The 12,422-nt window shown below is 64.4% G+C and carries 12 protein-coding genes and 1 pseudogene; 8 read left to right on the forward strand and 5 right to left on the reverse strand.

Translation table 11 applies throughout. The features are described 5' to 3' along the window. Positions 1-24: 24 nt before the first annotated feature. The 8 genes and pseudogenes from F1643_RS14340 (at position 25) to F1643_RS14380 (ending at position 7,048) form a co-directional block, all read left to right on the forward strand. Positions 25-225 (forward strand): heavy-metal-associated domain-containing protein, encoded by a 201-nt coding sequence (locus tag F1643_RS14340; protein WP_194913876.1) that lies wholly within the window; start codon positions 25-27, stop codon positions 223-225. A 384-nt stretch (positions 226-609) separates the two neighbouring features. Next, entirely contained in the window at positions 610-966 is a 357-nt protein-coding gene (locus tag F1643_RS14345; RefSeq protein WP_194913878.1) for a hypothetical protein, read from the forward strand. Between the two features lie 145 nt (positions 967-1,111). Beyond that, on the forward strand, positions 1,112-1,384 hold the full coding sequence (locus tag F1643_RS14350; protein ID WP_194913880.1) for a DUF2933 domain-containing protein: 273 nt from the start codon (positions 1,112-1,114) through the stop codon (positions 1,382-1,384). After that, complete coding sequence (locus F1643_RS14355; protein ID WP_194913882.1) at positions 1,381-2,055, forward strand: isoprenylcysteine carboxylmethyltransferase family protein; 675 nt, start codon at positions 1,381-1,383, stop codon at positions 2,053-2,055. The genes F1643_RS14350 and F1643_RS14355 overlap by 4 nt, the downstream gene beginning before the upstream one ends. Before the next feature lie 143 nt (positions 2,056-2,198). Then, positions 2,199-3,062 (forward strand): exo-alpha-sialidase, encoded by an 864-nt coding sequence (locus tag F1643_RS14360; protein WP_194913883.1) that lies wholly within the window; start codon positions 2,199-2,201, stop codon positions 3,060-3,062. 29 nt (positions 3,063-3,091) lie between these two features. Continuing rightward, positions 3,092-3,538 (forward strand): cytochrome c, encoded by a 447-nt coding sequence (locus F1643_RS14365; RefSeq protein WP_194913894.1) that lies wholly within the window; start codon positions 3,092-3,094, stop codon positions 3,536-3,538. A 105-nt stretch (positions 3,539-3,643) separates the two neighbouring features. Beyond that, positions 3,644-5,931, forward strand: a pseudogene (locus F1643_RS14375) (heavy metal translocating P-type ATPase). A gap of 256 nt (positions 5,932-6,187) precedes the next feature. Then, positions 6,188-7,048: a trypsin-like serine protease gene (locus tag F1643_RS14380; RefSeq protein ID WP_194913885.1), complete on the forward strand. Its 861-nt coding sequence runs from the start codon at positions 6,188-6,190 to the stop codon at positions 7,046-7,048. 8 nt (positions 7,049-7,056) lie between these two features. Here F1643_RS14380 and F1643_RS14385 read toward each other — a convergent pair whose 3' ends face one another. The 5 genes from F1643_RS14385 to F1643_RS14405 all read right to left on the reverse strand — a co-directional run bounded on the left by F1643_RS14385 (position 7,057) and on the right by F1643_RS14405 (position 11,816). Next, the gene (locus tag F1643_RS14385) at positions 7,057-7,989 is read right to left on the reverse strand and encodes an SAM-dependent methyltransferase (protein ID WP_194913886.1); all 933 of its coding nucleotides are present in this window, start codon (positions 7,987-7,989) and stop codon (positions 7,057-7,059) included. A gap of 197 nt (positions 7,990-8,186) precedes the next feature. Beyond that, a complete protein-coding gene (locus F1643_RS14390) occupies positions 8,187-8,942 on the reverse strand; it encodes a copper resistance protein B (protein ID WP_194913887.1) in 756 nt (251 codons plus the stop codon). Between the two features lie 13 nt (positions 8,943-8,955). Then, positions 8,956-10,728 carry a copper resistance system multicopper oxidase gene (locus tag F1643_RS14395; protein WP_194913889.1) on the reverse strand — a complete coding sequence of 591 codons (1,773 nt, stop codon included), beginning with the start codon at positions 10,726-10,728 and terminating at the stop codon, positions 8,956-8,958. Positions 10,729-10,739: 11 nt separating this feature from the next. Beyond that, the gene (locus F1643_RS14400; protein WP_194913891.1) at positions 10,740-11,303 is read right to left on the reverse strand and encodes a plastocyanin/azurin family copper-binding protein; all 564 of its coding nucleotides are present in this window, start codon (positions 11,301-11,303) and stop codon (positions 10,740-10,742) included. Positions 11,304-11,417: 114 nt separating this feature from the next. Continuing rightward, complete coding sequence (locus F1643_RS14405; RefSeq protein WP_194913892.1) at positions 11,418-11,816, reverse strand: hypothetical protein; 399 nt, start codon at positions 11,814-11,816, stop codon at positions 11,418-11,420. Positions 11,817-12,422: the final 606 nt, after the last annotated feature.

A 12,422-nucleotide genomic window follows, 5' to 3' on the forward strand; every position in this document is an offset into this window, starting at 1 on the left:
GCTTTCCGCTTTGTGGAGGATACCATGCTGAAGTTCAAGGTGGATGGGATGACTTGCGGGCATTGTGCCCAGACAGTCACCAAGGCGGTCGAAGCGTTGCCGTCGGTTGAACGCGTTTCGGTCGACTTGATGGCCGGAGAGGTGTCCATCGAGGGCAACGCCAATGAGAGTGCTATCCGCAAAGCTATCGAGGGCGTTGGCTACGACGTCCGTGCCGCAGTCTGATGCCACGCAGCACGGGGGGCCGCTCGCACCGGGGTGCTGTCAGCGCTCTATTGGCTTGGTTCCCGACACCCCTCACCGGGTCTCCGAAAGTGGCGTTGTCGCCATGACGCCCGCTGTCGGGCGGCGTGAGAGCCTGCCGTTCGATCGATGAAAGAATTGCGCACTCTGTGTACGGCAGTGGCGATCAAGCGGCATTTTGCCGCACCCCCCTCGGGGTGCCGGAAACGCACGGCGTCCAGGCCGCTGCGAGCGCTTGCGGCGTTTGCTCAAGACTTCTAGGCTTTTGATGGGCTGGGTCTGTCGAGGAGCCTTCACCAGGGTCCAGCTTGTATGGGAAGGGCGGTCGTCATGGGGTGCAGGGCGCGGTCGACGGTCAGGAGGGTAGTGGTCGGCCTGCTGATGTTGGCGACGATGTTCGTCTATGCTGCGTCGAGCCATGCCGTCCTGATGCCGCAACCCTCCACGCTCCAGATCACCACGGAGTTGAACGATTCCACGGCCGCCGTTGCGACCGTGAGCGACCATGAGCAGAACGGTGAACAAGCCCTCTGTGACGACGACCATACTTCGCTCGACGACGGCCTCTGCTGCATGGTGGCCCATTGCGCCACCATGCATTCGGGTCTGCTGGCAAGCGCCGTCGAGATCTTCATCCCCCGGCTCGGACGGGAGCGCCAGCAGCCGGGGCTCGTCTCGCCGGAGGGCATCGGCACCGTGCCCGCGCTCCGTCCTCCCCTGTGATCGTCTGATGTCACGAGTCCGTCCGCAGCCAACCTGAGCCTCGGGTTAGGAAGGATGCCGGTCTCGGTTTTCGTGCCCTGCGGCTTGATTCCGGCATTCCATGAGGCTGTCCGGACTCCGCCCGAATCAGATGATGGAGACGACCATGACGCATGACCATTCCTCTCACGCAACGAAACCGGCGGCGGGCACCGCTTGGTATCGAACCTGGACCGGGCTCGCCGGGCTCGGGGCCGTTGCTTTGGCGGCGCTGTACCTGTCTCTCTTCCATGTCACCCATGTGCTCGATGCGCTTCCCTTCCTGCTCTTGCTCCTGTGCCCTCTGATGCATGTCTTCATGCACGGTGGCCATGGGCATGGCGGACACGACGGAAACGGCGATGACGCCAACCGTCCAACCAAGGGAGACACGCCATGACGGATGCACCAGCCTATGGGTTGTGGGTCTTGGTCATCCTCAACTCGGCCATTTTCATCGTTTTCGCCTTCAGCTTCGGCAAGCCGCAGTCATCGCGGGATTGGCGCTCCTTCGGGGCGTTCAGCGCCTTCATCGTGGCTCTGTTCACGGAGATGTATGGTTTCCCGTTGACCATCTACCTGCTCTCGGGGTGGCTGCAGACCCGCTATCCGGGGCTCGACCTGATGTCCCACGACGCCGGGCACCTCTGGTCGACGGTCTTTGGCCTCACGGGCAACCCGCATTTCAGTGTGCCGCACATTCTCAGCAACCTGCTGATCCTGGCGGGCTTCGTCTTGCTGTCGGCGGCCTGGAAGGTGCTTCACGAGGCGCAGCGGCGGCATCGGCTTGCGACGACGGGCGTCTACGCGCATGTCCGGCACCCGCAGTACATCGCCTTTCTGGCGATCCTGTTCGGTTTCCTGCTGCAATGGCCGACGATCCTGACGCTGACGATGTTTCCGTTGTTGGTGCTGATGTACACGCGTCTGGCCCGGTCCGAAGAGCGTGAGGCCTTGCGGGTCTTTGGAACCGAGTACGAGCGCTATGCCGTGGCCACGCCGGCGTGGTTTCCCCGGCTCGCCGCCGGACGCGGCGCGGACGGACCTCGTTCCGGACGAGCGGCCGGATGACGCCTTCGGCGCGCACAAGCATCAAAACCAGGGGCCAAGCCATCGCCGATGGCCCCGGTGAAGGGAAGGTTTTGGTCGTCGCCCCCACCACCGATCCGGTGACCAGGGGGGAGGCGTCGCACCCGTCAACGCGGAGACGCGCGATGAACATCAAGAAAACACGGGCGATAGCCGCCGCCCTCCTCTTCGGCGCGGTCGCCACCACGCAGGTTCGCGCCGAGGAAACCCTGAGGCTGGCTGACGTGTCTCACCTGCACGGAATTGCCGTGGACCCATCGGATCCGACGCAGCTGTACCTCGCCTCCCATTTCGGCGTGTACCGGACCAACCCTGGCGACACCGCCACTCGGGTGTCCACCAACCGCAATGACTACATGGGTTTCACGCCGAACCCTGTACAGCCCGGCATCTTCTTCGCCAGCGGCCACCCGGAGACGGGTGGAAACCTGGGGGTTCTCATCTCGACGGACGGAGCGAGAACCTGGACACCGATCGCCTCGGGCGCCGGCGGTCCGGTGGACTTCCACGCCATGGACGTCAGCGCGGCCGACCCGACGATGCTGTACGGCTACTACGGCAGCGTCCAGGTCAGTCGCGACGGTGGAGCGCGTTGGGAGGTCACCGGCAAACCGCCCGCCGACCTGTTCGACCTCGCCGCCTCGGCCAAGGAGCCGAACACCGTCTATGCCGCCACACGCAGCGGCCTGACGGTGAGCCGCGACGCGGGCAGGACGTGGCAAACCGCATCCATCGTGCAACGCCCGGCGACCATGGTGGCGACGACCAAGGACGGCACCGCCTACGCCTTTCAGATCGGCGTTGGGTTGCTCAAGGCCACCGAGCCGAGCTTGGCGTGGCAACCGGTCAGCAACGGCTTTGGCGAGGCCGTCCTGCTGCATCTGGCGGTGGACCCGACCAATGCCGAGCGACTCTACGCCGTGACGGACAAAAGCGTGATCCTCGCCAGCCACGACGGCGGAAAAAACTGGAAGCCGTTCCGGTCATGATGTCGAAGGCTGTTCCCATGGCTTGGGCAATGAGGATCGGTGCCGGTTTGGTGGTTGGGGCGGCCATCGCAGGCGCAGTCCTGTGGCACACCGGTGCGTCGGGTCGGGCTGATCCGAGTGACAGGGCGCAGGTCGCTCGCGGGGCGGTGATCTATACCGAGCGTTGTGCGTCGTGCCATGGCGCCCGCCTCGAGGGCCAACCGGAGTGGCGGAGCCGCAAGCCGGATGGCCGCATGCCCGCGCCGCCGCACGATGCCTCCGGGCACACGTGGCACCACCCCGACAGCGACCTCTTCACGATAACGAAGCGGGGCGTCGCCGCCTTCGCTCCGTCCGGCTACGAAAGCGACATGCCAAGCTTCGGCGATGTGCTGAGCGACGCCGAGATCTGGGCGGTCCTTGCCTTCATCAAGAGTTCCTGGCCTGAAGAAACCCGCAAACGCCACGCCGCCGTGAGCGAGCGTGCTAAGAAATGAGGCACGACGATGAATGATCGGCATCACGGTCATATCCATCCCGCCGGGGGCAGCCTCCATACCGAGCACGATGATCGCGCTACGGTGAGGGACCCCGTCTGTGGCATGATGGTCGATCCCGAGCGGACCGCGCATCACGCCGAGCATGGCGGCCGGACCTTCCATTTCTGCTCGGCGCGTTGCCACGACAAATTCGTCGCGGCCCCGAGCCGTACCTGAAGCCGGCCGCCAAACCCGCTGAGCCGGAGCCGGTAGGGCAGGTCTTGCCGACAAAGGGTGTGATCTACACCTGTCCGATGCACCCGCAAATCCGGCAGGAAGGTCCGGGAAACTGCCCGATCTGCGGGATGGCGCTGGAACCGGTCACGGCCGGGATAGAAGGCGGGCCGAACCTGGAACTCGTGGACATGACCCGGCGGTTCTGGATCGGCACCGTCTTGACCGTGCCGCTCATCCTTCTGGAACTGGGCGCCCATCTTCCGGGACTCGGACTGCATGCCCTGATCTCTCCCCAAATGTCCCTGTGGCTCCAGGTCTTCCTGGCGACGCCCGTGGTGCTGTGGGCGGGCTGGCCGTTGCTGGAGCGCGGCTGGCGGTCATTTGCCAACCGCCGTCTGAACATGTTCAGCCTGATCGCGCTCGGCGTTGGTGTCGCGTACGGCTTCAGCTTGGTCGCGACATTCCTGCCCGGCCTCTTCCCCGCAGGGTTCCGGAACGCCGAGGGTTTGGTCGCGGTCTACTACGAGGCTGCGGCGGTCATCACCGTGTTGGTGCTGCTGGGACAGGTTCTCGAGCTTCGCGCCCGTGAGCAGACCGGTGGCGCCATCCGCGCCTTGCTGAACCTTGCACCCAAGACCGCGCGCCGTGTTGGAGACGGTGGGGACGACGAAGAAATCCCCTTGGAGCAGGTTCACGTCGGGGATCGGCTCCGTGTCCGGCCCGGTGACGGCGTTCCGGTCGACGGCGAAGTGCTGGAGGGCCACAGCAGCGTGGACGAATCCATGGTCACCGGTGAATCCCTGCCCGTGGAGAAGGAAACCGGTGCCAAGGTGATCGGCGGCACCGTGAACCAGACCGGCGCGCTGGTCATGCGGGCGGACAAGGTCGGCGCGGACACCATGCTGTCGCGGATCGTGACCATGGTGGCCGAGGCCCAGCGCAGCCGGGCGCCGATCCAGCGCATGGCCGACGTGGTCTCCGGCTATTTCGTCCCGGCCGTCATCGGTGTGGCGGTGCTGGCGTTTCTCGGCTGGATGATCTGGGGGCCACCGCCCGCCTTCGCCTATGCGCTGATCGCCGCCGTGTCGGTGCTCATCATCGCGTGCCCCTGTGCGTTGGGGCTGGCGACTCCCATGTCCATCATGGTCGGCGTCGGCAAGGGGGCCACGGCGGGCGTCCTCATCAAGGACGCGGCATCCCTGGAGCGGTTCGAGACGGTGGACACGCTGGTCGTCGACAAGACCGGCACTCTCACCGAGGGCAAGCCCCGGGTCACCGCCGTGGTCGCGGCGCCGGGAGTGGACGAGGCGACCCTGTTGTCGTTGGCGGCAAGCCTGGAGCGATCGAGCGAGCATCCTCTGGCCGCCGCCATCGTCGCCTCCGCCAAGGAGCGCGGCCTGCCGATGCAGGACGTCTCCAATTTCAATTCCCTCACCGGCAAAGGGGTGGTCGGCGCGGTGGGCGGCCGCGCGGTGTCCCTCGGCAACGCGGCGATGATGCGGGACCAGGGCATCGTCCTCGGGGATCTGGAGGCGCGCGCGGACGAACTGCGGCGCGAGGGCGCCACAGCGCTGTACGCCGCGGTGGATGGCGGAGCCGGAGGGATCATCGCGGTCGCCGATCCGATCAAGGCAACCACTCAGCAGGCACTGGACTTGCTGAAGGCCGACGGCGTGCGCATCGTGATGTTGACCGGAGACAACCGGACCACCGCCGAGGCGGTGGCACGCCGTCTGGGCATCGATGAAGTCGAGGCCGAGGTTCTGCCCGAGGACAAGAACCAGGTGGTGAAGCGGTTGAAGGCGCAGGGCCGCGTGGTGGCGATGGCCGGAGACGGCGTGAACGATGCCCCGGCGCTCGCCGAGGCCGACGTCGGCGTTGCCATGGGCACCGGCACCGACGTGGCGATCCAGAGCGCGGGCGTCACCCTGGTCAAGGGCGATCTGGCAGGCATCGCGCGGGCGCGGACGCTCAGCCGGGCGACGATGAGGAACATCCGGCAGAACCTCTTTCTGGCGTTCGTTTACAACGCGCTGGGGGTGCCGGTCGCGGCGGGCGTGTTCTATCCGCTGTTCGGCTGGACGTTGTCGCCGATCATCGCCGCCGCGGCGATGGCCTTGAGTTCGGTGTCCGTGGTCGGCAACGCCTTGCGGCTGAGGCGGCTGCGCCTTTAGCGGCGGGTGTCACGCCCCATCGGATGGAGCGGTGATGCGCGTTCGGCGCCATGGCGGTTCCGTCGGGACCAGCACCGCCCTGGCGTCGGCCCTGTGTCGTTTCAGCCCACGTCACACTGGATAAGTGTCGATTCCGACTCAATAGAGATACCCACCCTCTGCTTTTGTGGTCTCAAAAGAACGTTTCAAACATGTATAATTGGTGCTGGCGCAGACGGGGGATGACAGGTGCCGCTTCGTAACGGAGTGACTGTTCATGAGGTTCACGTCTGCGTTGCAAGTCATCCTGATGGTCCTCATGTTCGCGCCGGCTTCGGTGCGTGCGATCGAAGGCGGTCGCGCGGCGTCGAACGGAGCGGCGTTTGCAGCCAGCACGGTCGCCCTCTACAACCATGGAACCTCCGAACTCTGCAGCGGCGTCATCATCACGACGACAGCCGTTTTGACCGCGGCACACTGCGCGACCGTGGACGACACGATAAGCGTGCTGTTCGGCGTGCCGACACGCGGTCGGGCCGGACAGGACATGGCGCGACCGGTTCTGCGGTCCATCCCCTATCCAGGCTGGATCGCCCGGCGGCAAGCGCCGGTCGATCGTGGCGATTTGGCGCTGCTCCTTTTGGCCGTTCCTGTTCCCGCCTCCCACCGACCAGCCGTGCTGTTGGATCGGACGGCCGGCACCGGCACCGGCCTTGTTGGGCCGGGCCAAGGGTTCCACGGCATTCTGGCGGGATATGGAAGCGCAACCTGGTCGGTAGCGTCGGGGGCGGGACACTTGCGCCATCTCGACCTGGAGGCTGTGCTCTGGACATGGGGAAAGACGGAGTTTCTGCTGGAAACCAAGGACGGCAGCGGATGCGATGGGGATTCAGGGGGCCCGCTTTACTTGCACATCCCCTCGGGAGGTCTGGCCGTGTTGGCGATCATCAGTCGCAGCCTGTTGAGCTACGGACCTCGTGTCTGCTCCCATCGGCTGGGGCTGACCGATCTGACGCCATATCGGCAGTGGATCGATGAAGTGCTCATTATGCACGACTCCGGGTTCGCCATGTGGTTGGAAGCACCCCGGTCGCCCGAGCCACCATCGTCGATCTTGAGCGGAGCCGATCTGGGATAGTGGCCCGGTCAGGCAGCCTTTCGTTCAAACCGGTACACCGCGCAGCCCAACTCCGGAGGCAGCACCAGACGGCTCAGTTCCAAGTCGTGGATCACGGTGAAATTGGTCTGCCGACGGTAATCGTGCCAATTGCTCGACGCGAATTCATACCGGCTGCCGATGACAAGATAGAGCTCGACACAGTCGGATTCGAAGACGAACCGCTCGAAAGCGTTGTTGGCGGGGGGCCACGAGCACAAGACCACCTTGGTCTTGTGCATCCGCAGCGCCGCACGAGCATCCAATTTGGTGACGCTGTCGGGGTATGTCACGGAAGATTGCCAGCTGTGACTGTCCGTCGCGATGATCGACACGCCGGCGTCCTGCAGAAATCGAGTCAAGGTGCCATCTCCAGCGGCGATTTCCAGGCAGGGACGCGCGCCGATCAGTTCCGCCAGCCGCGCTATGAACTCTTTGGAGTAGAAACAATAGATGCCTTTGGACTCCACCAGAGGCATGAGCATGTCCCGTTGCCGGATCATTGGCCATAGCAGCCGAAACCAAAATATCGATGCCGGCCTTCGCCGAAATTCGTCAAGAAACAGCAGATTGCCCATCAAGAATTTATCAATCCGTCCCAGCTTTGGCGATTTGATATTTTCTCCGGCGAATCGTGATAAATCTTTAATGACAAACGCAGCCATTCTGACCTGCGCAAAGCGCGACAAATAAACTTCAAATTCCAGATTGTTAGGGCGGATCTTGCCCAGAAGTATGGTCAGCGCTTGATAGTGTTCTATGGTCTGCTTGGTAAAGTTCGCCAAATCCTGCGGTTTTCCGCGTTCGAGAATGTCGCTGATCCTGTGCTGCACGATGCGCCAGTCACGCGGGAACGACGTGCGCAAGTCCTCCAACGTCCGGGCCTGACGCAAGCGGATCAGTTTCTTCTTGCTGGGTGTCATGATCGCCGCCCTTTCCTTCAAACCGATCGCGGGACGGCAATCGGGTCGTTCACGCTTTGCTTGACAGGCAGATCACAGGCACGCCGATGGTCGAACAGGGGATGGGAAGACGACCAGCCCGTACCTGGAGTTTGGGCACGGCGTGAAAGGCCGTGTGGAAGCGGGCTGGGCGGATACAACACCCAGCCCGCGAAGGCTTAGAACCAGAAGCGAACACCGGTGACGAACGACACCGCGCTTGCGTCCTCGCCGTGCCGCCGCGTGATGTCGGCGGTCTCGCCGAGCTTGCGCTCCCAGTTGACCCCGATGTACGGCGCGAACTCCCGCGCCACCTCGTAGCGCAGTCGCAAGCCGAGTTCGATGTCGGTGATGCCGCGACCGAGATCGAGTTCACGGACACGCCGCGCCGACACATTCATTTCGGCGACCGGCTGGAGGATCAGACGCTGCGTGATCAGCAGGTCGTACTCGGCCTCGAGCCGGGCGCTCAGGGCGCCGTCCTCACTGAGAAAAGCCTGGGCGTTGACGTCGAAGAAATAGGGCGCCAACCCTTGGAGGCCGGCGACGGCGTAGGTTGTCTGCGGTTGGGGCCGCACATCGTGACGCACACCGACCTGGGCATCCCAGAATTCCGATATCAAGCGGCTGTACAGAAGCTGGAACTCGGCCTTCTCGGCTCCGCTTTCGACCGGCTTGCTGCCCTTCGCGTTGAGCCAGAGCTTGTCGCTGTCGCCACCGATGAACCCTTTGATGTCCCAATCGAGCGTGTTTTCACCGTCCTTCAAGCGGTGTTCGAGACGGTCGACCAGCAGGGTCGATATGATCGCCGGTTCCTCGTGGAACTGTTGGGCGTGGGACGGGTCGGCCGCTTTGGCCGCGGTCGCCGTCACCGCCAGCGTGAGTGCCCCGGCCAGGAGCAGAGCCTGTCTCAGGCCCATTGTGATCATGCGCATGCGTCGCTTCCTGTCAGAGGCTGGCCGTGCGGCGTTCGACGATGAACCGGGTCATCATTCCCGAAGCCATGTGGTAAAGCAGATGGCAGTGGAACGGCCATTCCCCGGGCTCGTCCGCGGTCAACTGCACCGAAGTCGTCTGTCCCGGAGGCACGAGGACGACATGCTTTCTGGGCAGACGGTCCTTCTGACCGTTTTCGAGCTCCACGAACATCCCATGCAGGTGCATGGGATGGGCCATCATGGTCTCGTTCACAAAGCGGATGCGGATGCGGTCGCCGTACGCCACCCGGATCGGTGTGCCCTGGTCGAACTTCGCGCCGTTCAGGGTCCAGATGTAGCGGGACATCATGCCCGTCAGCCGCACGACGATTTCCTGGGCGGGCTCGCGAAGGTCGCGGGTCTTGGAGAAGGCTTTCAGATCCGCGTAGGACAGCGCCTTGGTGCCTGGCGGGGTCGCGGCGTCCGCCCAGCCAAGCGCCCGATCCGAGGCCTTGGCCATCCCTTGATCCATACCGGCCATGGCGCCATGGTTCATACCCGGCATGGCACTGTGGTCCATGCCGGGCATCGATCCGGTGCCCATGCCCATCATGGCGCTGTGATCCATCCCTTTCATCGAACCATGGTCCATGCCGGCCATCGATCCGTGATCCATCCCCGCCATGGAGCCGTGATCCATGCCCATATCGGCCATGGTCAGGACGGTGCGCGGGCGGCGGGCGGGAACGTCGCCCGACATCCCTTCCCGCGGCGCGAGCGTCGCCCGGGCGAAGCCGGTGCGGTCGATCGGCTCGGCGAAGAGGGTGAAGGCCTTGTCCTCCTGCGGCAGCACGAGGACATCGTAGGTCTCGCCGACGCCGAAACGGAACTCGTCGACCTTCACCGGCACCACGTTCTGCCCGTCGGCCGCTACCACCGTCATCGGCAGGCCTGGAATGCGGAGGTCGAAGATCGTCATCGCCGAGGCGTTTATGATGCGGAGCCGGACGCGCTCGCCGGGGTTGAAGAGCGCCGTCCAGTTGTCCTGCGGCCCCTTGCCGTTGACCAGGAAGCTATACCCGGTGACATCGGCCAGATCGGTCGGCTCCATGAGCATGTCGCCCCAGTCAAGACGATTGCGCACGGTGGCGTCGAAGCCATCCCGGTCGACGTCCTGGAAGAAGTCGAACAGGGTCCGTTTCCCGCGGTTGTAGTAGCCTTCACTCACGCTTCCGAGCTTGAGCTTCCTGAGCACCGCGTCGGGCCGTTCCGGCGTGTGGTCGGACAGCACTACGACGTAGTCACGGTCGGCGCGAACGGGATCGCGCTCGGCGGGTTCGATGACAATGGCGCCGTACATTCCCTCCTGTTCCTGGCCGGCGGAGTGACTGTGGTACCAGTAAGTGCCCGCTTGGCGCAGTTGGAACCGGTAGGTATAGGTCTCGCCCGGCATGATCGGCTGGTAGCCGTTGAAGCCGGGTGCGCCGTCCATGACGCCCAGCAGCAGCAGCCCATGCCAGTGGATCGAGGTCGGTTCATCCAGCTTGTTGGTCACATGGACGACCACCTCCTGTCCTTCGCGCCAACGGAGCGTCGGAGCCGGGATCGAACCGCCGATGGCGATGCCGCGGCTGGTGGCGCCGTCGATCGTCAGTCGGCTGCGCTCGACCGCCAGGTCGAGGGTTTGCTGGGTCGCCGCGAAGGTGCGGCGTTCGGGGTAGGCCGTCACGACGCCCGCAAGCCCCGCCATTACGGCGAGCTTGAGGGCATCGCGGCGGGAAAGCCCGCGCGATGCCGTGTTCATGGGATTCTCCCTCAGCGCGTGAACGCGACCTTGCCGACCATGCCGGACTCATAATGTCCTGGCATGTTGCAGGCGAACTCCAGGGCGGTTTCCTTGGTGAACTTCCAGGTCAGTTCCTTGGTTTCACCCGGTCCCACGAGCACGCTGTTGGGGTCGTCGTGCTTCATCTCGGCCATGCCCCCCATCTTGGAGTGGTCCATGCCGCTCATGCTCGTGTTGATGCCCGTCGGCGTCAGCATGCCGTGTTCGACCATCATCGCCATCTCCTTCTGATGGGCGGCGTGCATGGTGGCGGTGCCGATGTTGAACTCGTGCAGGAAATCGCCCTTGTTCTTGAGGACGAAGCGAACTGTTTCGCCGGCCTTCACCGAAAGTGATTCCGGCTTGTAATAGTTGTCGCCCAGTTCGACCTGCACGACCCGCTTTGCCGCAGAGGCCTTCGCCGGCTCGCCGATGGCGGCGGCGTGCCCGTGACCGGGTTCGCCCGCGCCGGCAAGGGCAAACCCCGGGGCGGACAGCAAAGCAATGCCGGCCAGCAGGGAGGCGGTAGTCAGGCTACGGGTGTTGGAACGCATGGATAGAGTCCTTTGGCTGTGAGTGAAAAGCAAGCAAGGGCGCACCGGCGACCGGCGGGGCGCTGTGACCAGGACGGGATGAGGCTGCCTTTGATGGATAAGCAGCCCTCAGTCTCAGCCCATAGCCTTCGGAGGCCGTTGGGGAGGGCAGATCAAACGGCCCCCGTGCGGATCGTCGACACTCGCGGCGACACGCACGAAGGTCCACACGATGGCGGTCACGGGAAGCCTGCCCGGTTCAAACGCCAGCATGGAGCACGCCGTTGTGCAGCACCCGTTGTGGGGAATCCCAGTGCTGCGGTCATGGTCGGGACCATGGCCTTGCTGGTTGCCGGCATGGTCATCAAGGGCGGTGAGCGTGGCGCAGCTGGTCAGGGCATCTTGGGCGGCGTTCTCTCCGGCTTGGATCGTGCCGGCCAGGGCGGCGGCCGGCGTCACGAACAGGACGCTCCCTCCCCAGACAAGAAGCAGACCGAGCGTCGCGGTCAGGAGGGAGCGGACGGCGGCGGTCACGCTGTTCCCTTACGCAGACTCTGTAGCGGGGAGCCGTGGATATCGATCGCGTGACCGGTCGTATCTGCCGGTGTGGCGTCGCGTTGTCCAGCCAGAAGCCGATGGATATCGTCGTAGCGCCGTTGATGGATGCGGTCTTGCAAGATGGCTCCGTTCGCGTCACCGGCTGCTTGGCGCCGTCCCATGCGCGCGGCGGGCATCGGTGGCCACCGCATGCGGTGGGGCTGCGTCGCGTCCCATGCGGACATCCACCGCAACAAGCCAGTCACACGGGCTTCGGCCACCGCTCTCGTCCGACGGATGAGGCCGGCCGGAATGTGGCCGGGGATGCATCTCGACATCACTTTTCACGCCATCCCCAGCGGTGAAACCAACCCTCGGACATCGCCGCATTGTTGCTTGTCGAGGCCTGATTACGATTAGAGGGTCCGCGTGTTGCTGCTGTAGGACGCGATTGTAACAAATTATTTCCGAACTTTGGGGGCGCTGGGGCTTCCGCTTCCCTCTCCGGTGTGACCTGCGGTAACGCTCAGTGAATTGGCCAGGGCAGCGTAATGGTGACGCGCAGGCCGCCGTCCGGGTGGTTGGCGAGTTCGACGTCACCGC

The organism is Azospirillum sp. INR13 (assembly GCF_015390205.1).
Lineage (GTDB): Bacteria > Pseudomonadota > Alphaproteobacteria > Azospirillales > Azospirillaceae > Azospirillum.